Raw genomic sequence first — 26250 nt, forward strand, 5'->3', positions numbered from 1 at the left:
AATGGAAGAACCACAGCCAAAACTAAGGTTTCCTGAATTTGAAAAATTTAATAATAGTGCGTACGTAAGGTACTCATTTAGCGAGATTTTTAAATTTTCAACTGGAAAAAACATTAAACAAAAAGAGGCTTCCCCTGAATTTGAAACTCCTTGTGTTCGTTATGGTGAATTGTATCATATGTATAATGAGGTTATTAGAAAGGTTATTAATAGGACAAATATTGACAAATCCGAATTGCACTTCAGTGAAGGTGATGAAATAATACTTCCATCAGCAGGTGAAGATCCTTTGGATATTGGATCGGCATCGGCTTTAACAGTAAAAAACGTTGCCATCGGTAGAACAATTAACATCTTAAAACCCTTGAAATATGGTGTGTATTCACAGGTATATGTAGCATATTACATTAATCATAAATTGAAAAAGCGAATTGCCGCATTAGCGAAAGGAGTAAGTATTAGCAATGTGTATAATTCAGACTTGAAATCTTTAGATGTATTACTTCCTCCTCTCCCAGAACAAATCAAAATAGCGACACTCCTTTCAACTATAGATGAAAAAATCAATTTGCTCAAAGAAAAAAAAACAACATTAGGGGATTACAAAAAAGGTATGATCCAGAAAATTTTCTCACAAGAAATTCGAATTAAAAACGAGAATGGGGAGGAATTCGATCCATGGCAGGAATTACGCTTAAATGATTTGTTAGTCGAGAACAAACGGCGTAATAATGATAATTCTTATAACGAAGTTTTTTCTATAGCTAAATTAAAAGGCGTGATTAACCAAGTAGAACATTTGGGGCGCTCCTATGCGTCGGATAATATAAGTAATTATAAAGTAGTTTACCCAAACGACCTAGTTTACACCAAAAGTCCAACATCCGATTTCCCGTACGGTATAATTAAGCAAAATAAATTAAACCGCACAGGTGTTGTTTCTGTTTTATATGGTGTTTATACTCCAAAAAATAAATATGTTGGTGCTTTACTTCACGCTTATTTTGAAGATTGGAAAAACACATATAATTACCTTGATCCAATTGTTCAAAAAGGGGCTAAAAACACCATAAATATTGGGAATCAAAAATTTCTCTTAGGAGATGAAATATTATTTCCAGTCGATATTAAAGAACAAACCAAAATTGCTTCTTTTCTATCTACTATCGATGAAAAAATCGATTTGGTTTCAAAACAGATAGATGAAACTACACAATATAAAAAAAGCCTATTGCAACAGATGCTTGTATAATGAATTCAGTTAAAGAAATAATTTCCAAACATCTAGATGAATTCGAAAACTTTGAGTATTACTTCAAAATAGTTGAAATTATTGAGTTAAATCTTGAATCACATCCTGATATTTCAATAGAATCATGTAAATCCCTTTTTGAAGGTATTTCGAAAACAATTATTCTAAGTTTAAACCCTAATATTTCAATTAAAGAATTGGAAACTTTGAGTGCTCAAAAATTAGTTAGGTCTGCAGTTGATGAATTAGGAAAATATGGAGAGATCGAAGATTTGAATTTTATAACAGTATTTGTAAAGGAAATAGCAACTATTAGAAGCTTGCGTGGAGATATATCTCACGGTCGTCCATCCCCCAAAGTAATTGAAAGTGACAGCGGATACGCGATAATGGTTGCCAATACAACTTTTAACTTTGTAACTTATCTTTTACAAATATTTTTTAATTTGAAATTCGAAACTCAAAAAGATTATCAGTATGATAATTATCCGGAATTTAATGAATGGTTAGATGAACAAGATCAAGTAGGTTTTTTCAAGAGTTACAGTTTGGCTTTATATCAAACAGATTATATTCGTTACGAACAAGAATTGCTTAAATACTATCCTGATTTAGAATAAAATGACAACCCAATCCGAACAAATACTAGAAGAGCAACTAATCCAACAGCTATCCTCCAATGGCTATGAAAAAGTAATCATCAAAGATGAGGCGGCGTTGTTGGCCAATTTGAAAACGCAGTTGGAAAAGCATAACAACAAAGCGTTTTCAGATAATGACTTTAAGCAAATCCTGAATCACCTGACAAAGACAAATAACGTTTTTGAAAAAGCACTTTTATTACGTGATAAATTTTCGTTCCGTAACGATAAAAATGAGTTGGTGTACATTGAGTTCATTAACATGGATTTTTGGTGTCAGAATGAATATCAAGTCACACATCAAATTTCTAATGAAGGAACCTATAAAAACCGTTACGATGTTACCATATTAATCAATGGTTTGCCATTGATCCAAATTGAATTGAAGAAAACAGGACTGGAACTGAAAGAAGCCTACAATCAGATCATCCGCTACCAAAAGCATTCGTTTAGTGCCAATTCAGGTCTGTTTAACTTTGTACAATTATTCGTTATTTCAAACGGGGTCAACACCAAATATTACAGCAACTTCGGGAACAAAAAGCCCGATTTCAAACAAACATTCTTTTGGACCGATGAAAACAATGTTCGTATTTCCAAATTAGAAGATTTCGCAAATACCTTCTTGGAACGATGTCATTTATCCAAGATGATTACCAAATACATCGTGTTGCACGATACAGATAAGCAGCTAATGATCCTTCGTCCCTATCAATTCAACGCAGTGGAAAGAATCATTGATCGGGTTAAGAATTCAAATAAAAACGGTTATATCTGGCATACAACTGGTTCAGGAAAAACATTGACTTCGTTTAAAGCCAGTCAAATTTTATCACAGTTACCCAAAGTAGATAAAGTGGTTTTTTGTGTTGATCGTCAAGATTTGGATTATCAAACAGCAAAAGAGTTCAATGCATTCAAACCTGATTGCGTGGATATGACAAATAACACCAAAACACTAGTTAACCAATTCAATGATGTCAATAACAAATTGATCGTTACGACGATTCAGAAACTCTACAACGCCATTACCAAAGAACGCCATTTGCGTACGATGGATGCCTTGAAGGATCAAAAGATTGTTTTCATCTTTGATGAGTGCCATCGCAGTCAGTTTGGAGATACGCATAAGAAAATAATAAGCTACTTCACCAATTACCAGCTTTTCGGGTTTACCGGAACGCCCATTTTTGTTGAAAATGCTCTTTCCAAAAAGAAGCAAAACCAAACTACAGCAAGTTTGTTTGGGGAGCAATTGCACAAGTATGTCATTACTGATGCAATCAAAGACCAAAACGTATTAAATTTCTCCGTCGAATATGTTGGTCGCTACCACGAAAAAGGTTCTAAAAACGAAGTTGATATTGAAGTAGAAGCAATTGATACCCAGGAACTCATGGAAAGCGAAAAACGTCTTGAGAAAATTGCGAATTATATCATTCAGCAACACCCGGTTAAAACCCACAATCGTGAGTTTACAGCCATGTTCTGTGTGAGTAATGTAGAAAGTCTCATCCGTTACATGGAAATTTTCAATCGTTGGAAAGCAGACGGTAAAAACAAACTCAACGTTGCGACGATTTTCAGTTACGGTGCCAATGATGATATGATGGAAATTGACTCCGATTACGACGATAGGGATTTCAACCAGGTAGCAGATCCACTAGAAGACTACAAGGCGACACACAAACGGGATAAACTCGAAGAATACATCACGAATTATAACAAGACATTCGGAACAAATTATACGACCAAAGACAGTTTGTCATTTTACAATTACTACAAAGACATCGCTCAGCGTGTACGAAACAAACAAGTCGATTTACTAGTCGTCGTAAACATGTTTCTTACAGGGTTCGACAGCAAATCCCTAAACACTTTATTTGTAGATAAAAACTTAAAATACCACGGATTAATTCAAGCTTATTCGCGGACAAATCGCATTTTCGGGGAAAAGAAGTCGCAAGGAAATATAGTGGTGTTTCGCAACCTCAAAAAAGCCACAGACGATGCCATAGCCCTATTTTCGAATAAAGATGCGAAGGAAATCATCATCATGCAGCCGTATGAAAAGTACGTACAGCAAATCGATGAAGCATACGATAAGCTATTAGAGATTGTACCAACTTTTGAAGCAGTTGATACCCTGGAAAGTGAACACGACGAATTAGATTTTATCAAAGCATTCCGCGAAATCATTCGCTTAAAAAATATCATCGCATCCTATGTTGATTTCTCTTTTGAGGACATTGAAATGGAAGAACAGAGCTTTGAAAACTACAAATCAAAGTATTTGGATCTGTATGATAAAACCATTCAGAAAAAAGAAAAGACATCCATATTGGAAGAAGTCGATTTTGAACTAGAATTGATTCATCGGGATGATATAACAGTGGCTTATATTCTAGGGTTATTGGCGAAATTGAAAGCAACCAACGCTGATGAAAAAGCGAAGAAACAAAAAGAAATTTTAGACATAGTAGCTGGAGAAACAAAGCTGCGCTCGAAACGCGAATTAATTGAAAAATTCATTATTGAGAATCTACCATTGATCCATGATGGAAATATCGAAGAAGAATATGAAGCTTACATGGATGCAGAGAAGTTAAAAGCCTTCGAAAAATTTACGTTAGAAGAAAAAGTGAATCCCGAGAGGCTGAGAAAACTTACAGAAAATTATCTTTTTACGCAAAGAATACCGAAGAAAGAGGAAGTGATTCAGATATTGGAGGAACAACCTTCTATTCTTCAACGTGCAACCATCGGTGATATGATTCTATTTAAGTTTTTGAACTTTATAGATACATTTTTTAAAGAATAAATACTGTAGTGACTATTGCAATCACTTTTCACTTATTTGTCCGTAAAAGAAATCATACATTTCCTTTAGAATGGTTACAATTAAATACAACAAGATTGAACCAAGATATAATCCAACTGTCTGAATAATCAACAAATACCACTTGTTAAAATCAGGCAAGAAAGTGGACTCCAATCTTAATTCGCTTAGAAGGATCAGGATTATAAGTCCTAATGAGATATATACTGTTGATGAAATTGTTCCGACCAGCTGCTTTCCAAAATCAATATATGCATTCAGTTTCGCTATTCTAGATCGATCTGGTGTACCATCTGATTCTCTATTGAGAATTTCATCTTTCTTAAATTGCACTCTATCAGAGATTACAAAAATCAACGAGAAAAAGAAACCAATAAACAATGATAAGCCAGATATAATATTTCCACTTATTCCGTCATCTGCAAGCGAAAAAGTAAGATATAGTGGAAGGGTAGAAATTACCAAGGGGATTAACACAAAAAATATGATAACATGTCCTCGGGACTTTTCTTTTGCTACATGGCATACAGTATCCTTAATTGTATTAATCATTTCTATCGTATCCGGATTCTACAATTAATTCATTCATAAATTCACACACGTAAGCATGAATAGAGTTGAAATCAGGATGTTTCTCTTCATTTAACTGAATTTCATCGCTGATTACGATGGATGGTATAATTTGATATTCTTTTGTAAGCTTTCCTTTGGTCGTTTTTCCCTTGTAGTTGTATTCAACGATTCTATCGACTGGATTATCTAAGTTCACGTCTGACATATCAATTCCGAGTAAATTTTGATTGCTACCAGTCAACCACTCCCTAAATTGTGCCCAAGAAGAATTTCTTCCAAAACCTTTTAATGTCAACTCCACGTTTAACATGTCTTTTTCAACAAGAACCGGATTGATTGCCTGTCTTTTTTGACGTTCTAATCTTGATGATTTAAAAGTTACGCTTTTCACAATTGCATTATTCCGAAAGTCATCAATCATTCTTTGTGGAAGGAATTTTTGCCTGTTATAAGTGATTATGTTCTTAGCTTTAAAATAGTTTCCAAGCTGTTGTAGGAACATTCCAGATAAAGACTCTCCGGTATATGATTGAACCACTACAATACAAAAATTCAGATCAATTGGCATCCATATTTGAAAGTAATGCGGAATCGCATGTATTTTAGTTTGATCAACTTGGTTTCCACCAAGTGAATTACGTCTTTCTTGTATTTTCTTACCAATACCTGTATCGCCACCTCTTAGTACCCCACTAACAATATTAAAATTAGACTGAATTAAATAAGTGTCTTCAGAACTAATAGTAATTCCTTTTGTTTCATTAACGTTAATTCTAAATTCTGAACCAAAATAATTGACTAAATCGGTGTAAAAAGAATTGTATTGATTTTGAAGAGTTAGTGTTTGTCCATCGGGATTGAAAGAATTTAAAAAATCTCTGAAGAAATAATCCCCGTTATGTAATTGCTTTCTAAAAGTGAAATGGTAGCAATCTAATTTTATGTCTCTTGCCATGCTATGTAATTAGGTTATTAGTAAAATTAAACTTATTTTTTAATTATAAATCAACTTTTTATAGGATTTTGACAAGAGTTCTGATTACTGTGAAAAGATAAAAACAATTAAATACAGATAATTACACTACTGTTGAATAGAGTTTTAAGAAAATAAGGAAAACATTATCTCATGATTTCTTAAAAACTCTTAAAAAGTGTACTGAAGCGTACAAATGCGCAAGGGAATTGATTTCATTTTCAGAACTTACTTCTGTTAACTAGTAATATGTACAACAGAAATGAGTAAAAATGAAAAGCAAAGAGAAAATAAAACGTTTGGAGTTATTGGATGACGATGATCTTCCGCTATCCGAGATTCCCCGAAAAGACAAAAAGAAAAAGAAGCAAAAGGCAAATCTCGGCTCAGGGACTATCAAAGGAGTTTTAGCAGGGTTCAACAAACGGGAAGCAAAAAGCAGCGTTCCGAACACCTTGCTAAAACTTTTGGCTGATATTGCCGGAGTGGGGATGGGAACGGTACTTAGTGCTTCCGCTGGAAAGGCTGCTCCGGCAGTCGGCGTTGCACTCTTGGGTGCGGGACATTACATGGGCGATGAATCCGGATTGCTTCGGGTTGTTGGGGCAAGTACCCTTTCCCATAGTGTAGCCAAAGCCAAAGAGTACCGTGAGAAATCGAATATGAGCATCTCAGAACGATTGAAAGATGTCAAAGACGGTTGGCTGTATGCGATCCTATTTAAGAAGTACCAGGAGGAGCAAAAATCAACTGCTGCAAAAGTAATAGATTCGGCCTCAGAATCAGGCGTGGAAGAAACCGGTGTAGAAGGAATAGAACGGGATGATCCCGAAGAAGAATTCCAGGAAGAAGATAGTGATGAGTTTCATCATGATGAACCGGAACGAAAGAGAATTGAACTCCGCGATGATGACCTCCCAGATTTATCCCTAATGTAACACCTCATGGAAAGTCGCCAGCCATACAAACCTGAAATCATTCAACGCATCTTTGAGCAATTGTGCTTTTTGGAGAAACAAGGTCAAAGTAGGGATTATGAAATTCGGTTGGATCAATTTACCGTTGTTCCAAGAACCAACCTTCCCGGATCTTTTTTCAATTATGAAGCATGTATCGACGAATGGACCAAAGAAGTCTCAATCTGGTTATACAAAGGCGCATCGCGTGTAGCTGATAAATACATCTTTATTCTAAAGGAGGAAGTAAGCGAGGCGGATATACTCAGGCGCAAGTAGAAGCACTCATCGCGCGAACCAAACGCGATTTTGCCCAGGGTTTGGAAATGTCTGAACTCAGACAAAAAATCAAGCGACAAAAGAAAACAATTAAATCACTTAAAGTAGCATTGCAAACGAATCAAAACGATTCATCTGGTCAGGTAGCAAACCTGATCTCCAGCTTGGGAAAATCACCACTTTTTGAAGGTGTATTACTTTCCCAGGATCAAACACAACAAACAGCAAAAGAAGTAGAATCGACAGGATCAAACCAACTCCACGGTTATTCAACCGATCAATTAGCAGCTATTCTCGAAGAATACCGACTGAAAATAGGAGAAATGACTTTTCAAACTCTGATTGGAACTACCCTGATGCTTGCAGAACACCCCGAACTAATTGTAGCAGTTCGGAATTTAATCAATCAACACTTAAATAATGAAAGCAAAGAAAAAGCATGAAACGGTATTGCTCACAAGGGAGCAGACTAAAGAACTTTTGCACATAACGCAACCCACTTTACGAAAATGGACTAAGTTAGGATTATTGACCGCATATGGGTTAGGAGGAAGGATCTATTACAAACAAGATGAGATTCTCCGTGCATTGCAAGTAATAACACCAAAAATTAATTAAACAGCTATGGAAATTAAATTATTGATGATGGCCATTGAAGGACTATCGAAACGAGTTGATGATGTCATGAGAGAGAATCAATCGCTTAAAAATGAAGTCAAAGAATTAAGACGACAAATTGATATGAGACCAGCTGAATCAGTAGCTCATACTCAAGTGGAAAGTAAACAGGAAGATGAATTGCTGACACTTAAATCAGCGATTGCATTACTGAAAATATCGCGAAGTGGTTTTATTCGGATGGTGAATGATGGAACCTTCAAACCTATCAAATTCAATCTTCGAACTCTCAGGTATTCAAAACATGATTTAATGAATTTCATTAAGCATCGTGAAAACTAAAAATAGAATAAGCCCCGCATTTGCGGGGCTTATTCATTATGGGGTTTTTAGATTAACTGAAACCTAAAATGATCCTTATTCGTTTCCTGTAGTCTGCATAATTCTTTGACAAACAAAACTGCATTTTCAAGCAGCGTAATCTTATTGTACCCAAAAATGATACTGGCATCCTTCAATTGATGAGAAGTGATCTTTGTAAGGATTGTAACAGGAACATAATTGATGAGGTTCGTAATGAAAGATCTTCTACCTGTATGGGAACTCACAAACTGATAAAAAGGTTTCGTTTCAAACTGTTTTTTACCTCGACTGTCTGTATAACTCAATGTGATTGGTTCATCCATACCACATTGACGAGCTAGTTCCTTTACGTTTAGATTAAAGCCCGCTTCCGAATACCGATGATGAGCCCGCTCCACGTTTTGTTCCAGCATCTCACGTAAAGGCTTTAAAATAGGAATGATTACTTCGACATCACGCTTTTGAGTAATAAATCGGGTGTATTCAAAAGATACTCCATCCTTGTCGTATGAGAATTCCGGTTTCACTTTAAAGACATCAGAGTAGCGACATCCTGTGAAGAGAAGTTTCATTAAAATCAGTTTGGTATCCAGCATTCGTTCCGATGGTGGTTCATAATTGAGTATCTTCTGAATCTGCTCAAAATTCAAATAGATCTTCTCTTCGAATTTGAAGCGCACTTTATCATTAGAAGATATTTCATGGGTCGGGACAAAGACGCTGATTTTATATGTCTTGGCAATTCTTCGCATGACGGTTCGGAAGTCCGCAAACAATAACCAAATGCTATTTTGCTTTTTTAGTGTGTTACGGCTTTCCTCCATAAACTGTGCATACAATTGTTCGTTCACGTCATTACTATAAAGTGGTTTTCGGATCAGTAATTCAAACGCTTCAATTCTTCGAACAAAGGATGAAAAGCGAATTTTCGTTTTATCCGAATATGCTTCCCGTGAAATGAACTCCTTCTGAATGAAATCGACCAAACGTACCTTGGTGACGACGTCATCTGATTTTCCTTTCAATTTAATATCCAGGTGATTCTTTATTGCATCGTTGGAAACCTCATTTCTCATCTGAAGATACTGAAACGCTTCTTCAATGGTCCTTTGCGTTTTCAGTAATTCATGTAATTTATTTTTAGGAATAGGTTGTTTTAAGGTGTCATCCCAGTCTTGGCGAGCAACTTTGATTCCGGTGTAATACTTCAAGGGTTTGTAAATGTACTTTGATTTAAGTGCGTCAAATTCCTTGTATCCAAAATTGATAATGGCGAGGATTGGAATTTCTCCTTCAATTCCTGTCTTTAAAACAAAATTAATTTTTAATTTCATGGTGATTCTGTGTTTATCGTTGATTCAAATCTAGGTGGTTCAGAACTTAAACCGGATACGAAAAAGGGGTAGAAAATTGCCCTTCTATCACGAAATTCAGCTAAATTCCAAATTGTTCGAATAAGTTACAAAATCTTCTGAAACGAAGCAATAGCGTGGTGTTTAGAATTCCGTTAAATTTTTTAAAACGATCTAACTATTTTTTAAGTTACTCAAAAACATCATTTTATCAAATAAACAAACCCACTTTTTTACATTTACCTTTTTACATTTTCCCTTTAATTTGTTTAAAATGGTTCTAAATAGATAACCCTGACAGTTTTGTGACAATTCACAGCCGCTTGTTTCCCAATTTTGCAGGTAATAAAGCTAGAAAGTTACCATTCGTGATTAAGCAACTGCATACAATCGCATTTACGCATAGAAACCTGGAAGTCTCCAAAATCGGGGTTTTACACATCGAACAGGACGCTGTTCAATCACGTTTTCAAACGGTGAAAGAACGTTTGCACATTGATGAGATCATGTTCTTATCAACCTGTAACCGCGTAGAATACTTTTTAGTGACCAACGAGATACTTTCTCCGGAGTTTTTACACGATTTCTTTTCAGCACTTTATCCCGAATACGACGAAGAAAAAGTAAGCTTCTTTGCTTCCAAGGCAGTGGTTTACTCGAAAATGGAAGCGGTAAATCATGCCATGCGTGTGGCTACTTCGATTGACTCTTTGGTGATCGGTGAACGTGAGATCATCACACAAGTTCGCCAGTCTTTCGAGCAGTCCCGTGATTTAGGGCTTTCCGGAGATACCCTTAGAATTTTATTCCGCCATACCATTGAAACAGCAAAACGTGTTTACACGGAAACGAAAATTTCCCTGAAACCGGTTTCGGTAGTTTCCATTGCTTACCAGCGTTTGGTTGGAATGGACGTTCCGAAAGATGCACGTGTGCTGGCTATCGGGGCGGGTGTTACCAATACAGCCATGCTTCGCTTCTTGAAGAAACACGGGATGAATAATTTCGTGATCTACAACAGAACAGTGGAAAAAGCAGCTGTTTTGGCCGAAGAACTGGGTGGAAAGGCATTTCCGTTGACCGAATTGGAAAATCACTCCAAAGGATTTGATATCCTGGTTTCCTGTACGGGCTCCGAAGATGTCATCGTGGACGAAAAACTCTACAAAAAATTACTGAACGGTGAAACAAGTCCGAAGATTACCGTGGACCTGGCTTTGCCAAACGATATTTCCCCGGAGGTACATGCCAATTTCCCTACTCGGAATATTTCCATTGAAGTGCTTCAGCGCATTTCAGACAGTCACCTGGAAGAACGCTCACAGGAAGTAATCCATGTGGAGCAAATCCTGGAAGAAGCAAACAATGAATTCCGCAACATCGCCAAGATGCGCGCAATCGAAGTTGCCATGAGACCTGTTCCGCAAATGGTCAAGGAAATCCGTGCTACAGCTTTCAACGAGATCTTTAAGAACGAATTGGACCAGTTGGATCCTTCTTCCAAAGAGATCCTGGAAAAAGTGGTCGGATACATGGAGAAAAAATACATGAGCATGCCTATGATTATGGCCAAGGAAATCATGTTTAAATCGTAATTTTGCTTCATGAGAAAAATTCGTATCGGTTCGCGCGGAAGTGATTTAGCACTTTGGCAGGCCAATCATGTGAAAAACCAACTGGAAGCTCTCGGAGCAGAAGTCAGCATCACCATTATCAAAACCCAGGGCGATGAAATTCAGCATTTGAGTTTCGATAAACTGGAAGGAAAAGGTTTTTTCACCAAGGAAATCGAACAGGCTTTACTCAATGATACCATTGACCTGGCTGTACATTCTCACAAAGACCTCGAAACAAATCCGCCGGAAGGCTTAATCATCGCTGCTGTTTCCGAACGCGAAAATCCGGCAGATGTATTGCTCATTCATCCGAGTGCGTTTGATGAGAACGCGTTTTGGAGTTTGAAAAAGGATGCTGTAGTAGGAACATCTTCTGCCCGCAGAAAATCCCAATTGGTTGGTTTCCGGTCTGATGTTCAGATCAAAGACCTTCGCGGAAATGTACCGACACGCCTTCAAAAACTGGTCGACGGCGAGTACGATGCTATTTTACTGGCGAAAGCCGGTTTGGACCGCCTGAAACTGGATTTGAAAGGAATGCACGAAGTAGTGCTGGATCCGGAACAATTTATTCCTGCACCTGCGCAGGGTGTTTTGGCGCTTCAGATCCGGGAAAACGATCACGAATTGAACAATTTCATGCAAGCCATGAACCACGAAGATATTCAATCCCAAATTGCGTTGGAAAGAACGGTACTGAATCGCCTGCAGGGCGGTTGCCAGCTTCCGCTTGGAGCATATTGCCCGGAAGAAGGACGTTTGCTCGTTGCATTTGCGCATGAATGGGAGCAGGGAGCACAGTGGTTTGAGTTTGAAGGCCCGCACGACCTGGATATGGTTGATGTAGTGCTCGAAGCCTTATTGGAGGAAGAAGAAGATGAAGATCAGGAGTATATTTCTTAGTTCAGAAAGCGACTCTTCCCTTCCGATAGTTGATTTTTGCCGGGAAAACGATTTGCTCCTGGTCCGTAAATCATTCATTTCATTCGGTAAAATCCCATTTAAGATGCCTCCTGCAAGTAATTGGGAGGTGGTTTTTTTCGCTTCACCACGATCCGTTGATTTTTTTATCCCGGAAGATTTCAGCCTCACAGCAAACCAGGAAATTGCCTGCATCGGCCCGGAAACGAAAAAACACCTGGAAACTTTGGGGTATCAGGTTTCTTTTTACGGAGAACAAGCCGGGAACCCGAAAGAAATAGCTGCTCAATTCAAAACCTGGCTGGGAGAACGCAGGGCACTTTTCCCGCAATCCACTAAATCCAATAAATCCATTGAGTCGGAGATTCCCGGATCTCAAAAAATCTCCTTGATCGTTTACGAAACGATTTCCGACCCGGTGCCATTCCTGAATTCTTTTTCGGTATATGTCTTTACCAGTCCGTCGAATTACAAGAGCTTTATGACTTTGAATAAGCTTCCCGAAGAAGCAAAAGTGATCGCCTGGGGCCGTTCTACGGCAGAAACCATGATGGACGATGACGCTCCCGTACATTTTATTCTGGACACGTCCACTTATTCCGAGCTTTTGGAAATCCTCCAAAAAATTCTTACAGAAAATTAGATTTTTTTAACTAAAAGGCCTACTTTTTAGTTATGTTTTAAAACGGATGGCTTCTAAAGTTGTTTAACTTTGTTCCAGGTTGTGATAGAACAACTGAGTGCCAAATTGAAATATTCAAAAAGTAATACTCACTAAATTCTATGCTATGGAAGCGAACAATGGAAATTATGAATTCCGAGTTTATCCTGATGAAAAATCGCCTAAACTATTCAAGTCACCTCTGCTGGAGGTTTTAACAAAAACAAAGCTTTGGATCATTATTAGTTTATATAGCACAGTTGCTGCTGTATGGATCTGGATGTACCTGTATTATTTTCACGGAACAGCAATCAGTGCCATTTTATTGTTCTTCCTTGGGTTTCTTGCATGGACTTTCGGCGAATATACGCTCCATCGGTTTGTGTATCATAAGTTAAAGGATGCGTCTTATGATACCGGAATGCAATACGTATTCCACGGAATTCACCACCAGTATCCAAGTGACGAAGACCGCATTATTTTGCCTCCGATTCCGGGATTGGCTATTGCGAGCGCCTTTTTGGGGGTATTTTACCTCATGATGGGAACAGCTGCATTTACCTTCGGATCAGGTTTCTTAATCGGGTACCTCGTATACATCAGTATCCATTGGATGGTACACAGCAAACCGGCGCCTGCGCGATTTAATTTCTGGTGGAAACATCACAACATTCACCACTATCAGCAGCACGACAAAGCGTTTGGAGTGTCCACCCCGATTTGGGATATTGTGTTCAGAACGATGCCAATAAAAGGCCGCAAGACAATTACAATCCTTAAGAAATAGGATGTTGTATCAAATCACATAGCGACATAGGTCACATAGTTTTGTATATCCGGATATGCAAATAGGACAAAATTGGGTCTATCACCAACAAAATCCGCTATGTGTTCTATGTGCCTGTGTGGTTTTTATTTTTGAATGAGGATCAAACTGTGGCGAACCGCATCAAAGTGATTGTAGATTAAAATCGTACGCGGTATTCCTGTTGCTTGGTTTTGAAGTAAATGTTTTGCTTGCCCATTGAGCAAACGAACAGCCAGATAACTGGCAAATGCACTCACCGTTCGGTATTCCCCGACAGATTTCTTAAAATAAACGACCGGTGTGTTTTCGAATAACGGTTCTACTTCTTCATACCACGAATCCGTGTTAACGTCACCACTCTTGCCGAGTAGCAAACAATCAATATCTTTCCGCTGAAGATTGTTTTCTTCCAGGAAATCGATTACAAATGCCTGTATTTCGTCCGGTGACAGGTGTGAAGACTGCTTGAATGCGCTAAATCTTGCCAGGCTGTTCTCCGGGTTGCTGCTTAAATAAAATTGGGTAGAACCTTCTCCGCAATAGGAACCTTTGGTGCCGGAATTTAACAGCTCTTCGTTGGAAACCAATTCCTCCTTGAAGCGTTCTCCCAGGCGGTCAATATTGTAATTGTAATCCGAAATCTCTTCTACAGCACCCAACAACAGGTTTTTCTCCGTTCCGGAATGCTCATCGAAATACAGTGAGGCGTCCATCAGTGCCGACTCAAAGGCAAGCGAGCCATTGACGTGCGTCATATTATAACCCTGGTTTTCCGAAAGAAGTGCTACTTGTCCGGCTAGTGCGTTGGGTGTGCTTTGTACAAAATTCGTTGGTGTTAACGTACCTTCGTTGTATTCCACGATCTGGTTCAGGAACTTGATACAGTCCTCCAACCCGCCGTTTGCCGTTCCGAAAATAATTCCGTCCGGTTTCGGATTTCTTCCCAGTAAAGGCAGTGAAACACCGATTCCCATGCGCACCGCTTTTCCCATTCTTCTCAGCTGTGCATTCGGAATTAAATCCTGGTAAGAAGGCTCAATCGCTTTGTAGATATATTCGTTAAGTACCTGCCAGTCTCCGTTCTCGAAAGAGAGATCGTGTGTTTTTTGAGGAGAAATAGCGTAAAGGTCCTTTATATACATGCTGAAAAAATTAGAGACGTACAGTTTCCTCCAAACCCGAACGAATTGGAAAGAACATGTTGTATGGAGACTTCCGGTGTGTATTTCAAAGTAGGTTTGAACGTGAAATCCATGATGGGTTCTTCTACCCGCAAGCTTGGATAAACTTCCTGGTTCTGAATAGACAGAATACTGTAGATTGCTTCCAAAACACCAGCTGCTGCTAGCGTATGTCCGACATAAGATTTAGTTGAACTAAAAAATGGAACCGTTTGAAAGAGTTTCGAAAAAGCAAAAGATTCCGTGATGTCGTTGTTTGGCGTTCCGGTTCCGTGAGCATTGATATACTGGATATCTTCCGGAGTTAATTGAGCGCGTTTCAGGGCTAATTCCATTGCCATTCTAGGGCCTCTGGCATCGTCTGATGTTGCGGAGGGATGGAAGGCATCATTGCAGATCCCGAAACCTGAGAATACCGCCTGTATCTTTTGGGGATCGGAAACGGCTTCTTTTCGTTCCAAAACCACATATGCTGCTGCTTCTCCCAAACTTAATCCTTCGCGGTTGGTGTCGAAAGGCTTGCAGGGCTCTTCGCTTAAAATGCGGAGTGAATTGAATCCGTTTACCGTAAATTTTGCCAGGCAGTCGCTTCCTCCGGCTATCACGCGGTCTACTTTACCGGTTTCCAGTAAGCGTGCTCCCAAAGCAATGGCATTCGCCGAAGAAGAACATGCTGTATTCACCACGTCGGTGATTCCTTTCATTCCGTAGAGGCGCACAATTTGCAAAGCATGGTCCGAACCTTCGTAATGCTTCACATATTCGGAAGGCGAACCCTGCATGTTTGCGTCGTGGTACAAATCATCTGTATAACACATGCCGCCAACCGTGCTGGAACTGATAAAAGCAGTGCGTGTGGAAGCAATCTCTTCCGTGCTGAGCTGAGCGTGCGCAACAGCTTCACGAAAAGCTTTAATGGCAATTAAGGTCGTGCGCGTAAACCCACGGCCTTTTTCAAGTCCCAGTTCTTCCAGCAAAGATTCATCACTTTGGTCGATTTCGCCAAAGACCAATGAATCGGAATAATGGGATTTGAAATGTTTGGATTTTTTGATTCCTGAAATTTCGTGTTTCAGGGAGTGAAGGTTTTCAGCAACTGTCAATCCAATTGAACTGATTGCACCCATTCCTGTTACCACAATTTCAGCCATAGATCTTATTTTGTTCTATTCGCACTAATGTAATCTACAATTGTGTTAACATCTACCAAAATTTGTCGTCCTTCCGTCGGGTTCTTGATCTTGATCCCATATTCGCGGTCAAGCAATACGATTAATTCCACCGAATCAATGGAATCTAAACCCAACTCTTCCCCGAATAACGGAACGTCATTTTGAATATCTGCAGGAGTTAAATCCAACAAGTTCAAATACTTGATCAAATGTTCTTTGAACTCAACGATTAATTCTTCTCTGTTTGTTGTCATATGTTAAATATAGTTTTGAATTCTCAACTTGATGAAGATCAAGAGTTGACAAATTACCGTAAACAAAAATAAGAAAGTTATAGTACCAATTAATTCACTCCACGCACCATTTTTCAAGAAAAGCGTATAATATCCTTCCAGGCACCACTTCAGTGGCGAGATATTTCCGATTGCCTGCATGTAATCCGGCATCACGAAATTGGGAACCCAGATTCCGCCGATTGCGGCGAAGATAATGATGGAAATAGCCCCGAACCCATTTGCCTGTTCCTGCGTTTTGGCATAAGTACCTACCAAAACTGCATAGGAAATGGCTGAAACAGCTGAAAGCAGTGTCACCACCAAAAAAGGTAAGAATGCATTCGGCATGGAAAGCTGCGGCAGCCCGATATGCGGGAAAATGTAAATTCCCATCAGGAAAAGCAATAATAATTGCGACAAAGCGACAAACAGGTAAACTAAGAATTTAGAAATCAGCGTCAGTGAAAATCCTTTCGGAATAGTCTGAAGCCTCAGGAAACTTCCCGATAAACGCTCCTTTACGATATTGCCGCCCAGTGAAATGACCATAAAGAACATCGCAAAAATGGACCAGGCCGGTACATTGTGCTGACTGGAATTCGGGATCAGTTCGGCCACATCACTTAGGCTTGCATTCGCAACTTTCAATCTGGTTTCGCGGTTTATAATGGCTTGACGGATGTTGGAAGGAATGGAATCGTATCCCATTTCCTGGAATAATTTCCCCACCATTTCCTCGTTTTCAATTCCGTTGGTAATGGCCTGGATCCCGTTATTGACCGAAATCCGGAAATTTTCCTGCACAACCGGATCGAAATAAATGGCAATTTCCTGTTTTTGGAGAGTTACTTTGGGAGCTTCTTCGATCACGCCCATTTGTTCCAGCATGAGTTTGGAAATATTGTCTGCATTGCTGGCCAGCCGCTCACTGAAATTGGACGGAATGTAAATGCCAAGCATGGCGTCTTCGTCAATGGTCGTTCGCTTTACGGCACTTTCGGAAAGCTGGTTATTCCGTTTGATGTTGAAACTCCCGGAATAAACCAGGGCTTTTACCAGTGAATCGCCCAAAGATCCTTTGTCCTGGTTAGAGATCAGGACCGTGAGTTTGTTTTCGTTGACGATCTGGAATGCGCTGTTCTGAACGATCGTAATGATAAAAACCAATAGAAGCGGCATCAGATACATGAGTAGTAACCCCACTTTATCGTGGAGCACCAGCAGTATTTCTTTCCATATAGATGCCTTTAGCTTTTTCATCAGTCGCGTAATAGGGTTCCGGTCAGTTTAAGAATGAGTTCTTCCAGGTGTTTGACTTCGTGTTGATGCAATAAATTCGTAAGCGTTTCGCTGGAAATGATTTTTCCGTGATCGATCAGTATAATCTGGTTGCAAAATTCTTCTGCTTCTTTCAAGTGATGCGAGGTGTAAATAATCGTAGTTCCCTGACGGTTCAATTCCTGTAGCAGGTTCATGATGGCAATCTTGCTCTGAACATCTACACCAACGGTCGGTTCGTCGAGAAACAGGATGGAAGGATTATGGAGCAGGGAAATAATTAAATTCAAACGGCGCTTCATTCCTCCCGAGAAAGTAGACACTTTTTGGTTTTTTACATGAAAAAGCCCCACTTTTTGCAATAATTCGTCGATTTTTTGCTCCAATTCCTCTTTTTTGAGGTCATAGAGATTTCCAAAATAAGAAAGGTTCTGCTTTGCGGTAAGTTCCGGAAAGAAGGAAAAATCTTGTGGAACAAAACCCAGTCTGCTCCGGATTTCCCGCGGACTTTTTTCTCCGTCGAGGTGATAGATCACCGAACCGAGCGTGGGTTCGAGAATGCTGCAAAGAATGGAAATAAGCGTGGTTTTTCCTGCACCGTTGGGCCCGAAAATCCCTACGATCTCTCCTTTTGCAACGGTAAAATCAATTCCAGCTAAGCTTGGAACGGCACTTTTACCATAGGATTTATAAACTTTTGAAACATGCAAAAGTGTCTCCTGCATCTCATTAGAATTTAATTTTCGCCAGTTCCTGGAAAGCTTGTTTTTCTACCGCACTGATTTCGACCAACAGATCGGCACAGGCATCAAAGTCTTTTTGTTCGGTGATACGGCCTTTGTAGATACCCGACATCTGAAGCGCGCTGTCTCTCCACAAATCACCGGCTTTGGTCATCGTTTCGGAAACTTTAGCCAGTTGCTCGTTTTGCATGATTACTGCTGCTTCTTCCAGAAATGCTGCATACAAAAAACGGAATCCACCGCCTCCGGTACCGATTTCTTCCTGCATGCGAACGATCTGTCCTAAGTGAAGGCCTGCCTGGCGCGGACCTAATTTGTCTCTCCAGGTACGGATCTTATTCGCAGTGTGAACAATTCCTTTTACACCGGCAATTCCCCCGGGAATTTTCAGCATGTCGCGGCAATTGCGTTTGATTCCTTTTGCAATTCCTCTTCGAACCTGTTCCTGGGTAATGTTCCCGATCTCCACCGGGTAATAAATATGTCCTTTCGGGGCCAATGCGCCTTTTGCAAAACGCACACGCTCCAATTCTTCTGTGCTTAATGAAGTGGTTACTTCCATCACCGGATCACTCACCAGATAGCGGTCGCCCTCTTTCCCGAAAACAATCAGGTTGTGTGCATTGAAGTGAAAACGGTATTCTTTCGGGAAGTAAGGTAAGTGGAAAACTCCCACCTGGCAGCCAACCTGTATTCCCTGGGCGATCTTCTCATCCAGGAAACGGGTTGCTTCCTTCGGGTCTTTGAATTTTCTGCGTTCTACTTTGACATCCAGCGCCTTGCAGGTGCGTTTGAAGATAGCGCCCGGCATGGTTCGGAATGAAATAGCCGGTCCGTTGTTTACCTTCATAAACGGAATATGGATGTAGAACAACCCGGAACCCATACCAAAAGCCAGCGGCTCGGTCATAAAGTCCACCCCATGATGCTGTAATAAACTCATGGTCACCCCATTTTCACAATGGGCAGTTTGGTGATGAATAAATTCGGACACTAAGCTTTAAAATTTTTGAGTTCGTCAACGGAAATTTCAAATGCATCGGCATAGCGTTTTAAGGTGCTATCGCTCAATCCTTTGAACCCGTTTGGTTTTAAATGTCTTTTGATGCGGAATTTCCAGATCCCGGTGTAACCGGAAAGGACGGTAAAATCCATCAGTTTTTCTTCCATGAAGTAAAGAATAGGACTTGCCAGGCCTTTTTTGATCTGTTCGCGCGCATCCTGTGTTCTTCGTTCAATTTCTTTCCATGCTTCGTCCAAAGCCACCTTTTTGGCTTCCCAGCCCGTACTTAATTCCGTGTCGTACTGACCGTCTTCGTTCTTCACATAACAAACCTCTCTTGTAAAATTTTCAAGAGCACTTTTATCCTGTGGAACTTCAGACTTTTTCATTTAACACACCGTTAAGTAAGCAAATACGTAAGAAAAACGTGAACTTTCAGGAACTGCAAGCATGATTGTATCACCCACTTTCAATTTCCCGCTGTTGAACAATTCGTCTACCATCAGGTAGATTGATCCTGCACCCACGTTTCCATGAGTCGCCAGGTTGGAGAACCAACGCTCTTTCGGAATTTCCATCCCGTTGTCAGCCAACTCTCTGTAAATCTTGTCTTCAAAGAAATAACTCGACATGTGCGGAAGGTACCACGTTATATCATCTGCAGTCAAATTCTTTGAATCAAGAGCGCTTTTCAACTTTTTGAACCCAAGCTTCACGATGTACTCGTCCAGTAATTTAACGTCCTGTTTGATACTCAGGATCGATTTTTCGATCATATCCTGTGGTTCGTAATCCATGTAGCTTTTCAGCGTACCGTCTGCCATTTTTTCGGAAGCCATGTACATACATGCTTCGATTTCGTTAGCAAAAGAAATTCCTTCTACCCAATCGATGCGCAATGAAAGCCCTTCCGTGCTCTTTTTGTCTTCCAGCAGGAAAACACCGGCACCGTCCGATAGCATCCAGCGAAGGAAATCTTTGTCGAATGACAAATAAGGATTTTCTTCCAGTTCTACCAGTTTTTGGATTTCCAACTCAAACTTATCGGAACTTAAAACGCGTGACAAACGTTCGGATCCTGAAGTGATTGCTTTTTGGCTCATCCCTGATTTAATAGCCATGTAGGCGTATTTCATCGCGTGCATACCCGAACAGCAAACTCCCGACGGAGAAACTACTTCGATATTTCGCGTTTCAGGAAGCCATCCGTGAACCATTACGCCATGTGAAGGCATCATTTGGTCCGGAGATGACGTTCCGCAGCTAAGCAAATCCACTTCCTTGATCTCTTCGGGATTGTTCTTAAACAAATTGCGAATGGCTAATGAAACCATTTCGGAATTGGTGTGCGTCGGTGTCCCGTCTTTGCGAATTGCATAATAGCGGTTTTTGATCCCGTTATTGCGCAAAACAATTCTTCTCGATTTAGACGCGCGGTCATTAATTAGTCCCAGGTAATCTTCCATTTCCTCATTTGAAATGGGATCATTCGGTAAAAATGATGCCGTACGTGTAATGTATACTTCCTTCAAACTCATTCCTATCTCAATTGAGTGCCTCTGTAATATGCTAATTCGCGTTTAATATGTTGTCCTTTAAAGGGGCGTACAAAGATATGATATATCGTTAAAACAATTGGCGAAACGATAAATAAAGCGAAAATCAAATAGTACTTAAAGAAGTTGACCCAGAATTTGCGGTTCCCTCCCTTCGCCGTTTTCTTTGTAATCAGGTTTGCCCAGATCCTGAAAAGCATTTTTGCCCGTGATTCTATGAAAAGAATCGAAACCGGAATAACAACTCCGCCCCTGGCAACAAGCTCTTGCTGGAATTGAGCTTCCTGGCCCGTATTTAATTTCTCCTTCAGCAAAGCCCCGAATTGACTGACATTCTGAATGTCTTCATCCGAAACACCCGGCTTGGGAAAAATCCCCCATTTCTTTGTTTTTTGTCCTGTCAGCATCCAGTGTAAAATAGTAACCACACTGATTAAGTTACTTGTTTTATCAATTAACGGAACATTTCCGATCAATTTTCCACCTGCAGACGCAATTTGTGTTTTCACGGCTTCCTGCGCATTGATCCACATATTTCTGCAGCCCAGCACCGATACAATATTCGTACCGTTCATGATTTTACGGAAAGTTTCATCCTGTAAAATAGCAGAAGCCGGAAGTGAAGGTGACAAAAACCATGGCTGGTAACCGAAAATAATCAGGTCATACTGTTCTCTTGCAAACTGCAGCGGTTTGATCGGAACCGGTTTTTCCAATACCGTTTCGGGCATTGCATTGAAGAAAGTGGCGGTTGTCCATGGAAAAGGAAAAGGTTTTTCCGGCTCCACTTTTACCCATTCTATCGTACTGTCGGAAAATGGCTTACAGAAATTTTGAAGGATTTCGGTAAGCTGTCCTGATTGCGAGTAATGTATAACTAATATGTTCTGTGCCATAGTTAATCGGGTTCTCGGTAAAAGTGTTTAACTTTTTACCACTACAAATTTAACAAGGTTTTGTTTCTAAACTACTTTTTTATGCTCTTTTGAAAAGCCGTTCAGTTGATTTTAGGGGTGAATTCTTGAAAAGTTATGATTAATTTTGTCGCTCATGGATTCAAGTCTGGCATCAATCACAAGCATAAACGGTTGCGTAATTATTCCCACCTACAATAACGAACGTACATTGGAACGGGTTATTCGCGAGGTGTTGCAATACGTGCCTGCTGATTCCGTGATCGTCGTAAACGATGGAGCAACAGACTCCACTCCCGGAATTTTGAAATCGTTTGAGGGTGAAATCACCATTCTTGTCAATGAGGTAAACAAAGGAAAAGGATACTCGCTGAGAAAGGCCTTTAAATTTGCACTGGAAAAAGGCTATTCAAACGCATTGACAATTGATTCCGACGGACAGCATTACCCGAGTGATATCCCGGTATTGATCGAACAGGCCATTTTGCATCCGGGGGCTGTGATTATGGGCTCACGGAATATGCAGCAGGAAGGTGTGCCGCAAAAGAGTTCTTTCGGGAATAAATTTTCCAATTTCTGGTTCAAGGTGGAAACCTGGATCACCTTGCCGGATACGCAAACCGGTTTTCGCATTTATCCGCTGAAGCCTTTGAAGAAAATCTGGCTCTTTACCAATAAATTCGAACTGGAAATCGAAGTCATCGTGAAACTGGCATGGCGATTTGTTCCCTTTGTGGCGGTCCCGATCCGGGTGAAATACGATCCGGCTGAACGCGTTTCTCATTTCCGTCCGGCACGCGATTTTACACGTATCAGTATTCTGAACACTGTTTTGGTGCTTATGGCTTTGATCTGGTATTACCCTCGTAAACTTTTTTCCATCCAAACCTGGAATGTGATCAAGCACGAAGCGATCAAACCCGAGGAATCGAATTTCAAAAAAGCACTTTCTATCGGATTTGGGTTTTTTATGGGAATTGTGCCGCTCTGGGGTTTTCAATTATTGATTGGTATTCCGTTGGCGGTTTTGTTCCGCATGAATAAGGTCTTGTTCATCGCTGCAGCCAATATTTCTATTCCGCCGATGATCCCGTTTATCATTTACGGTAGTTTCATTTGCGGACAATTATTCCTCACAGGAACAACCAATACGATGCAGTTAACGGATCTGAGCCTGGAAGCAATCCAGAATAATGTGTATCAATACGCAATCGGGGCCTGCATTTTTGCAGTGATTGCATTTATTGCTTCTTTTTTGGTGAGTTTCACCCTGCTGAAGATTTTCCGGAAAGAACCGAAATAATTAACCACATAGGTACATAGAACACAGAGCTTTTTTTTTGATTAATGCTATTCAAGCTGGCAATTTGTCGTTTCGCTCCGCTCTCATTTTCTTTTAACCACATAGATATATAGGTCACATAGTTTTTGCTCTTTTGATGCAATGACGACTTAAGTAGCGGTACTTCCGGAGGGCAGTTGTAGCTGATTATTTCGCCTGATTCCCGTTTTCTTAAGCCACATATTATTTGAGCCATTGGTTTTTATAGCCCTTATCCAAAACATTCAGGAGATTCACTATGTGCGCTATGTATCTATGTGGTTGGAAAAACCCGAAATTATTGGTAGATCCCTGAAAATTTCAGGCAAACTCCTTCTGCAGTGCTCAATTGCCCGGAAACTTTTAATGTTTCGTCTTCCTGTTGTGCAACCGTCATTTTGAAAGTCGCCTCAGGGGTATTTACCGGGTTTAGAACTGCCAGAAATTTGCTTGTTGCAAGGGTTTTTAACTGGATAGCCCGGTTGAATTGCGTTCCGAGAATTTCTTTGACCAATTCCAGTTGCACCACTCCGGGAGTTACCGGGTTGTTCGGGAAATGTCCTTCGTAAATGCGGTGTTTCGGATCGATCGTAATCGTTGCTTCCAATACATTGTCCTCAAACTTCAATGCATCAATCGTATAAAAAGTATCTTTTAGAATCATTAGAATGTCGTGAATTTAGAATCATTGATAGTGCCGTTCACTTCCATGTTGGAAAAGCTGTAAACCAATTTGTTATCGTTGTCAGTCAACATGACGAGTTCTTTGATCGTAAGTTCTTTCTTAACAAAAACAAGGTTGATCTCTGAAACGTAACGCTTCATTTTGTCGCTTTTAGGCGTAAGCACCAGTTTGTAGTTCGATTTGTTTTCGTAATAACTGATCTTGAATTCTTTTTCATTCAGGAATTCCCCGGTCATCATCTGCACCATCAATCCCTGGATTTTCTTCACGACCATTTTGGAAGAAGCGCTGCTCACTTCTTTCCCTTTTTCCTGCAATTTCACCGTCTTCCCGTTGATCAGGATAATCTGGCTTTCCGGTTTTGATTTTTCCCAGCGGATCTTATTTTCCTTTTTGTACCACATTTTCCCCGAACCCTTTTGAGCAGTCGTTAAAAGGGGAGAAGTAGCGGTTTCCATAAAATCTGCCTGGATCGCTTTGGTTTCTTTGTGCTGCTTTTCCAAAGCTGCTTTACAGGCTTTCGGATCGGCAATTTTGGAGTATTCCTGTGCAGATACGTGCGCCGAAAACACCAGCAAAAGAAGGAAACTATTGATTAATTTCATGAATGAATTTTTTCAGATGTTCTTGCTTTGCAAAGATAATACCATTTGCCTGTGCCTGTACAATGTACTCATCGAGGATATCTGCAGTTTGTTCCAGATTATCGTGCAGCAATACAATGCTTCGGGGTTTGGTTTTCATCAGTCGATTCAGCAAAGCTTCCCGGTTCTTGAAAGAATCATAGGAACGAACGCTCCATGCCACGATCTTGAATTTTCTTCTTCGCAATGCGCGGGCAATTTTTGGATTCGTATAACCGATCGGTGGCCGGAAAATCGTGATTTTTTCCGAAACCAGGGGTTCTATATTCTTTGTAAACGAGTCGATTTCCTGTGCTACTTTTTCGCTGTGAAGCATCGCAAAGAACAGGGAATGATTCTGAGTGTGATTGCCGATCCGGTGTCCTTCCGAAATGATCCGTTGCACAATTTCCGGGTGTTCCTGGGCTTTCTTGCCGATCATGAAGAAAATGGCTTTAATTCCGTGCTTCTGAAGCGTATCCAAAATCCGTGGTGTTTGAACCGGGTCCGGGCCATCGTCAAAAGTGAGAATGACTTCAGGGCCGCTGTTCCGGAAAATGGAAGGATAGAAGTATTGAAAACGCAGGAATATTATCCCGAAAACCAGGAAAACGCAAAAGTTTGAAACCACAAATGCGACCCAAAGCCACAAATACGGACTGTTCCGGAAAAGTAAAAACACAATCAGGAGCGTGCTGAGTGCAACGGCAATATTGAGTCTATGCTTCCACCTCATTGCTACGGATGAGCGTCAAGCCCAGTTTATTGGATTCTAAATTATTGATGATCAGAACACGCTTTCCAGTGCTGTTTTGAAGCAGCCAGTCATTGGCCATGTGAACGGCAAAAGCGGAAGCACTTTGGTAGAAACCACTGTAATCTGTGAAAGAAACGTGGTTTTTTGCGGCCGATTTGAAATCAGATCCGGCTTCAAGAATCAAATCGATGGAATCAAGACTGCAGGGATTTGCAGCAAGGAATTGGTTAACCAGTTCTTTCGGATTTTCAGCAGCGAAATACACTTCACAGGCTTCAATAGCAGCGGTGGAATTTCCTTTTTCACCCGATACGACCAGGAATGTAGCGCCGGTTGTAAATGGAAGTGCTGTTTGGATCAACGATTCGCGCAGTCTTTCCAAAAACGGGATTGCTTCATCAGCAGCACCGACCAGTACCGAGTTTTTGCCTTCATCCACGCACAAAAGACCGTCTTTCAACGCTACCTCGAATGAAAGTGCGTTTTGCGTGTGAGTCATGTTGTAAGCGTGGTTTTTCAGGTCCAGGGAAATCTGTCCGGAAATGGTATTGTGCGTACTTTGGATAAATGCCGTAGGTGAAAGCACATCACCGCTTACAGTGTTGATCGTTACCAAAAATTTTTCGGTATCGGTTAAACAGCCCAATGCAGTTCCTACCGAAATAGCGTCAAATTCATTCGGAACTTTTTCCTGGCAAGCTTTGGAAGCCGCAATTCCCATGCGTAAAATGGTACTCAGTCTTCTGAGTGCCGCAGCAGGAATGTAATTTTTGTAATCCGGGGAAATCAACGCATTTTCAGCTTCCAGTGGTTTCAATTCATTCCAGATATTGTCTTTCTGAAAAGAGTCCTGGTGTGTAATTGATTCGATATGTTGAATGAAATACATA

The 26250-nt window shown here is 40.3% G+C and carries 28 protein-coding genes; 12 read left to right on the top strand and 16 right to left on the bottom strand.

Annotated features, from left to right (window positions below; genetic code table 11):
- Nucleotide 1 precedes the first annotated feature (1 nt).
- From ABDW02_RS13415 to ABDW02_RS13425, 3 genes are read left to right on the top strand one after another with little or no spacing between them, the layout of a single operon-like run.
- Entirely contained in the window at nucleotides 2-1252 is a 1251-nt protein-coding gene (locus tag ABDW02_RS13415) for a restriction endonuclease subunit S (RefSeq protein WP_343635229.1), read from the top strand.
- Nucleotides 1252-1872 (top strand): hypothetical protein, encoded by a 621-nt coding sequence (locus ABDW02_RS13420; RefSeq protein ID WP_343635231.1) that lies wholly within the window; start codon nucleotides 1252-1254, stop codon nucleotides 1870-1872. Before ABDW02_RS13415 ends, ABDW02_RS13420 begins: the two co-directional genes overlap by 1 nt.
- 1 nt (nucleotide 1873) lies before the next feature.
- Nucleotides 1874-4714 (top strand): type I restriction endonuclease subunit R, encoded by a 2841-nt coding sequence (locus tag ABDW02_RS13425; protein WP_343635233.1) that lies wholly within the window; start codon nucleotides 1874-1876, stop codon nucleotides 4712-4714.
- Nucleotides 4715-4735: 21 nt separating this feature from the next.
- Here ABDW02_RS13425 and ABDW02_RS13430 read toward each other — a convergent pair whose 3' ends face one another.
- Both ABDW02_RS13430 and ABDW02_RS13435 read right to left on the bottom strand, forming a co-directional pair.
- On the bottom strand, nucleotides 4736-5284 hold the full coding sequence (locus ABDW02_RS13430) for a hypothetical protein (RefSeq protein ID WP_343635235.1): 549 nt from the start codon (nucleotides 5282-5284) through the stop codon (nucleotides 4736-4738).
- Entirely contained in the window at nucleotides 5277-6260 is a 984-nt protein-coding gene (locus ABDW02_RS13435; protein WP_343635237.1) for a hypothetical protein, read from the bottom strand. Before ABDW02_RS13435 ends, ABDW02_RS13430 begins: the two co-directional genes overlap by 8 nt.
- 290 nt (nucleotides 6261-6550) lie before the next feature.
- Between ABDW02_RS13435 and ABDW02_RS13440 the strand changes: the two genes are divergently transcribed.
- The 4 genes from ABDW02_RS13440 to ABDW02_RS13455 all read left to right on the top strand — a co-directional run bounded on the left by ABDW02_RS13440 (nucleotide 6551) and on the right by ABDW02_RS13455 (nucleotide 8473).
- Nucleotides 6551-7216 carry a hypothetical protein gene (locus ABDW02_RS13440; protein ID WP_343635239.1) on the top strand — a complete coding sequence of 222 codons (666 nt, stop codon included), beginning with the start codon at nucleotides 6551-6553 and terminating at the stop codon, nucleotides 7214-7216.
- Nucleotides 7217-7222: 6 nt separating this feature from the next.
- Nucleotides 7223-7513, top strand: a complete 291-nt coding sequence (locus tag ABDW02_RS13445) for a hypothetical protein (RefSeq protein ID WP_343635241.1) — start codon at nucleotides 7223-7225, stop codon at nucleotides 7511-7513.
- Between the two features lie 47 nt (nucleotides 7514-7560).
- Nucleotides 7561-7956 carry a hypothetical protein gene (locus tag ABDW02_RS13450; RefSeq protein WP_343635243.1) on the top strand — a complete coding sequence of 132 codons (396 nt, stop codon included), beginning with the start codon at nucleotides 7561-7563 and terminating at the stop codon, nucleotides 7954-7956.
- A 181-nt stretch (nucleotides 7957-8137) separates the two neighbouring features.
- On the top strand, nucleotides 8138-8473 hold the full coding sequence (locus ABDW02_RS13455) for a helix-turn-helix domain-containing protein (protein ID WP_343635245.1): 336 nt from the start codon (nucleotides 8138-8140) through the stop codon (nucleotides 8471-8473).
- A 47-nt stretch (nucleotides 8474-8520) separates the two neighbouring features.
- Here ABDW02_RS13455 and ABDW02_RS13460 read toward each other — a convergent pair whose 3' ends face one another.
- Nucleotides 8521-9828 carry a hypothetical protein gene (locus ABDW02_RS13460; RefSeq protein WP_343635247.1) on the bottom strand — a complete coding sequence of 436 codons (1308 nt, stop codon included), beginning with the start codon at nucleotides 9826-9828 and terminating at the stop codon, nucleotides 8521-8523.
- Nucleotides 9829-10214: 386 nt separating this feature from the next.
- Between ABDW02_RS13460 and hemA the strand changes: the two genes are divergently transcribed.
- From hemA to ABDW02_RS13480, 4 genes are all read left to right on the top strand, one after another.
- Nucleotides 10215-11441 carry a glutamyl-tRNA reductase gene (gene hemA / locus ABDW02_RS13465; protein ID WP_343635249.1) on the top strand — a complete coding sequence of 409 codons (1227 nt, stop codon included), beginning with the start codon at nucleotides 10215-10217 and terminating at the stop codon, nucleotides 11439-11441.
- A gap of 9 nt (nucleotides 11442-11450) precedes the next feature.
- Nucleotides 11451-12365, top strand: coding sequence for a hydroxymethylbilane synthase (hemC, locus tag ABDW02_RS13470; protein ID WP_343635250.1), 915 nt, complete (start codon nucleotides 11451-11453; stop codon nucleotides 12363-12365).
- 103 nt (nucleotides 12366-12468) lie between these two features.
- On the top strand, nucleotides 12469-13026 hold the full coding sequence (locus ABDW02_RS13475) for a uroporphyrinogen-III synthase (RefSeq protein ID WP_343635252.1): 558 nt from the start codon (nucleotides 12469-12471) through the stop codon (nucleotides 13024-13026).
- Nucleotides 13027-13171: 145 nt separating this feature from the next.
- Nucleotides 13172-13831: a sterol desaturase family protein gene (locus tag ABDW02_RS13480; protein WP_343635254.1), complete on the top strand. Its 660-nt coding sequence runs from the start codon at nucleotides 13172-13174 to the stop codon at nucleotides 13829-13831.
- Nucleotides 13832-13956: 125 nt separating this feature from the next.
- Here ABDW02_RS13480 and ABDW02_RS13485 read toward each other — a convergent pair whose 3' ends face one another.
- Genes ABDW02_RS13485 through ABDW02_RS13525 form a run of 9 tightly spaced genes read right to left on the bottom strand, consistent with a single transcriptional unit; the run spans nucleotide 13957 to nucleotide 21956 of the window.
- Nucleotides 13957-14994, bottom strand: coding sequence for a beta-ketoacyl synthase chain length factor (locus ABDW02_RS13485; protein WP_343635256.1), 1038 nt, complete (start codon nucleotides 14992-14994; stop codon nucleotides 13957-13959).
- Nucleotides 14985-16184, bottom strand: coding sequence for a beta-ketoacyl-[acyl-carrier-protein] synthase family protein (locus ABDW02_RS13490; RefSeq protein ID WP_343635258.1), 1200 nt, complete (start codon nucleotides 16182-16184; stop codon nucleotides 14985-14987). Before ABDW02_RS13490 ends, ABDW02_RS13485 begins: the two co-directional genes overlap by 10 nt.
- 5 nt (nucleotides 16185-16189) lie before the next feature.
- Nucleotides 16190-16459 (bottom strand): phosphopantetheine-binding protein, encoded by a 270-nt coding sequence (locus ABDW02_RS13495; RefSeq protein ID WP_343635260.1) that lies wholly within the window; start codon nucleotides 16457-16459, stop codon nucleotides 16190-16192.
- Nucleotides 16460-16462: 3 nt separating this feature from the next.
- Entirely contained in the window at nucleotides 16463-17740 is a 1278-nt protein-coding gene (locus tag ABDW02_RS13500) for an ABC-2 transporter permease (protein WP_343635262.1), read from the bottom strand.
- On the bottom strand, nucleotides 17740-18483 hold the full coding sequence (locus ABDW02_RS13505) for an ABC transporter ATP-binding protein (RefSeq protein ID WP_343635264.1): 744 nt from the start codon (nucleotides 18481-18483) through the stop codon (nucleotides 17740-17742). The genes ABDW02_RS13500 and ABDW02_RS13505 overlap by 1 nt, the downstream gene beginning before the upstream one ends.
- 4 nt (nucleotides 18484-18487) lie before the next feature.
- A complete protein-coding gene (locus tag ABDW02_RS13510) occupies nucleotides 18488-19495 on the bottom strand; it encodes a BtrH N-terminal domain-containing protein (RefSeq protein ID WP_343635266.1) in 1008 nt (335 codons plus the stop codon).
- Nucleotides 19495-19893, bottom strand: a complete 399-nt coding sequence (locus ABDW02_RS13515; protein ID WP_343635268.1) for a hypothetical protein — start codon at nucleotides 19891-19893, stop codon at nucleotides 19495-19497. The genes ABDW02_RS13510 and ABDW02_RS13515 overlap by 1 nt, the downstream gene beginning before the upstream one ends.
- A complete protein-coding gene (locus tag ABDW02_RS13520) occupies nucleotides 19894-21042 on the bottom strand; it encodes a beta-ketoacyl-ACP synthase III (protein ID WP_343635270.1) in 1149 nt (382 codons plus the stop codon). It lies immediately after the preceding gene.
- 2 nt (nucleotides 21043-21044) lie between these two features.
- Nucleotides 21045-21956 carry a hypothetical protein gene (locus tag ABDW02_RS13525; protein WP_343635272.1) on the bottom strand — a complete coding sequence of 304 codons (912 nt, stop codon included), beginning with the start codon at nucleotides 21954-21956 and terminating at the stop codon, nucleotides 21045-21047.
- A 154-nt stretch (nucleotides 21957-22110) separates the two neighbouring features.
- Between ABDW02_RS13525 and ABDW02_RS13530 the strand changes: the two genes are divergently transcribed.
- On the top strand, nucleotides 22111-23277 hold the full coding sequence (locus ABDW02_RS13530) for a DUF2062 domain-containing protein (RefSeq protein WP_343635274.1): 1167 nt from the start codon (nucleotides 22111-22113) through the stop codon (nucleotides 23275-23277).
- A 316-nt stretch (nucleotides 23278-23593) separates the two neighbouring features.
- On the opposite strand, the gene ABDW02_RS13535 is transcribed toward ABDW02_RS13530, so the two are convergent.
- The 4 genes from ABDW02_RS13535 to ABDW02_RS13550 are packed head-to-tail and all read right to left on the bottom strand — an operon-like array spanning nucleotide 23594 to nucleotide 26249.
- On the bottom strand, nucleotides 23594-23959 hold the full coding sequence (locus tag ABDW02_RS13535) for a hypothetical protein (RefSeq protein WP_343635276.1): 366 nt from the start codon (nucleotides 23957-23959) through the stop codon (nucleotides 23594-23596).
- Nucleotides 23959-24585, bottom strand: coding sequence for an outer membrane lipoprotein carrier protein LolA (locus ABDW02_RS13540; protein ID WP_343635278.1), 627 nt, complete (start codon nucleotides 24583-24585; stop codon nucleotides 23959-23961). The genes ABDW02_RS13535 and ABDW02_RS13540 overlap by 1 nt, the downstream gene beginning before the upstream one ends.
- A complete protein-coding gene (locus ABDW02_RS13545; protein WP_343635280.1) occupies nucleotides 24569-25339 on the bottom strand; it encodes a polysaccharide deacetylase family protein in 771 nt (256 codons plus the stop codon). The genes ABDW02_RS13540 and ABDW02_RS13545 overlap by 17 nt, the downstream gene beginning before the upstream one ends.
- A complete protein-coding gene (locus tag ABDW02_RS13550) occupies nucleotides 25323-26249 on the bottom strand; it encodes a beta-ketoacyl synthase chain length factor (protein WP_343635282.1) in 927 nt (308 codons plus the stop codon). The genes ABDW02_RS13545 and ABDW02_RS13550 overlap by 17 nt, the downstream gene beginning before the upstream one ends.
- Nucleotide 26250: the final 1 nt, after the last annotated feature.

The sequence above is a fragment of the Fluviicola sp. genome, assembly GCF_039596395.1.
GTDB lineage: Bacteria > Bacteroidota > Bacteroidia > Flavobacteriales_D > Crocinitomicaceae > Fluviicola.

Excerpts from the sequence above, each read along its gene's own strand:
- ABDW02_RS13415 (WP_343635229.1), top strand. The coding sequence starts at position 2 with ATGGAAGAACCACAGCCAAAACTAAGGTTTCCTGAATTTGAAAAATTT.
- ABDW02_RS13420 (WP_343635231.1), top strand. The coding sequence starts at position 1,252 with ATGAATTCAGTTAAAGAAATAATTTCCAAACATCTAGATGAATTCGAA.
- ABDW02_RS13425 (WP_343635233.1), top strand. The coding sequence starts at position 1,874 with ATGACAACCCAATCCGAACAAATACTAGAAGAGCAACTAATCCAACAG.
- ABDW02_RS13430 (WP_343635235.1), bottom strand. The coding sequence starts at position 5,284 with ATGATTAATACAATTAAGGATACTGTATGCCATGTAGCAAAAGAAAAG.
- ABDW02_RS13435 (WP_343635237.1), bottom strand. The coding sequence starts at position 6,260 with ATGGCAAGAGACATAAAATTAGATTGCTACCATTTCACTTTTAGAAAG.
- ABDW02_RS13440 (WP_343635239.1), top strand. The coding sequence starts at position 6,551 with ATGAAAAGCAAAGAGAAAATAAAACGTTTGGAGTTATTGGATGACGAT.
- ABDW02_RS13445 (WP_343635241.1), top strand. The coding sequence starts at position 7,223 with ATGGAAAGTCGCCAGCCATACAAACCTGAAATCATTCAACGCATCTTT.
- ABDW02_RS13450 (WP_343635243.1), top strand. The coding sequence starts at position 7,561 with ATGTCTGAACTCAGACAAAAAATCAAGCGACAAAAGAAAACAATTAAA.
- ABDW02_RS13455 (WP_343635245.1), top strand. The coding sequence starts at position 8,138 with ATGGAAATTAAATTATTGATGATGGCCATTGAAGGACTATCGAAACGA.
- ABDW02_RS13460 (WP_343635247.1), bottom strand. The coding sequence starts at position 9,828 with ATGAAATTAAAAATTAATTTTGTTTTAAAGACAGGAATTGAAGGAGAA.
- hemC (WP_343635250.1), top strand. The coding sequence starts at position 11,451 with ATGAGAAAAATTCGTATCGGTTCGCGCGGAAGTGATTTAGCACTTTGG.
- ABDW02_RS13475 (WP_343635252.1), top strand. The coding sequence starts at position 12,469 with ATGCCTCCTGCAAGTAATTGGGAGGTGGTTTTTTTCGCTTCACCACGA.
- ABDW02_RS13480 (WP_343635254.1), top strand. The coding sequence starts at position 13,172 with ATGGAAGCGAACAATGGAAATTATGAATTCCGAGTTTATCCTGATGAA.
- ABDW02_RS13485 (WP_343635256.1), bottom strand. The coding sequence starts at position 14,994 with ATGTATATAAAGGACCTTTACGCTATTTCTCCTCAAAAAACACACGAT.
- ABDW02_RS13490 (WP_343635258.1), bottom strand. The coding sequence starts at position 16,184 with ATGGCTGAAATTGTGGTAACAGGAATGGGTGCAATCAGTTCAATTGGA.
- ABDW02_RS13495 (WP_343635260.1), bottom strand. The coding sequence starts at position 16,459 with ATGACAACAAACAGAGAAGAATTAATCGTTGAGTTCAAAGAACATTTG.
- ABDW02_RS13500 (WP_343635262.1), bottom strand. The coding sequence starts at position 17,740 with ATGAAAAAGCTAAAGGCATCTATATGGAAAGAAATACTGCTGGTGCTC.
- ABDW02_RS13505 (WP_343635264.1), bottom strand. The coding sequence starts at position 18,483 with ATGCAGGAGACACTTTTGCATGTTTCAAAAGTTTATAAATCCTATGGT.
- ABDW02_RS13515 (WP_343635268.1), bottom strand. The coding sequence starts at position 19,893 with ATGAAAAAGTCTGAAGTTCCACAGGATAAAAGTGCTCTTGAAAATTTT.
- ABDW02_RS13520 (WP_343635270.1), bottom strand. The coding sequence starts at position 21,042 with ATGAGTTTGAAGGAAGTATACATTACACGTACGGCATCATTTTTACCG.
- ABDW02_RS13525 (WP_343635272.1), bottom strand. The coding sequence starts at position 21,956 with ATGGCACAGAACATATTAGTTATACATTACTCGCAATCAGGACAGCTT.
- ABDW02_RS13530 (WP_343635274.1), top strand. The coding sequence starts at position 22,111 with ATGGATTCAAGTCTGGCATCAATCACAAGCATAAACGGTTGCGTAATT.
- ABDW02_RS13535 (WP_343635276.1), bottom strand. The coding sequence starts at position 23,959 with ATGATTCTAAAAGATACTTTTTATACGATTGATGCATTGAAGTTTGAG.
- ABDW02_RS13540 (WP_343635278.1), bottom strand. The coding sequence starts at position 24,585 with ATGAAATTAATCAATAGTTTCCTTCTTTTGCTGGTGTTTTCGGCGCAC.
- ABDW02_RS13545 (WP_343635280.1), bottom strand. The coding sequence starts at position 25,339 with ATGAGGTGGAAGCATAGACTCAATATTGCCGTTGCACTCAGCACGCTC.
- ABDW02_RS13550 (WP_343635282.1), bottom strand. The coding sequence starts at position 26,249 with ATGTATTTCATTCAACATATCGAATCAATTACACACCAGGACTCTTTT.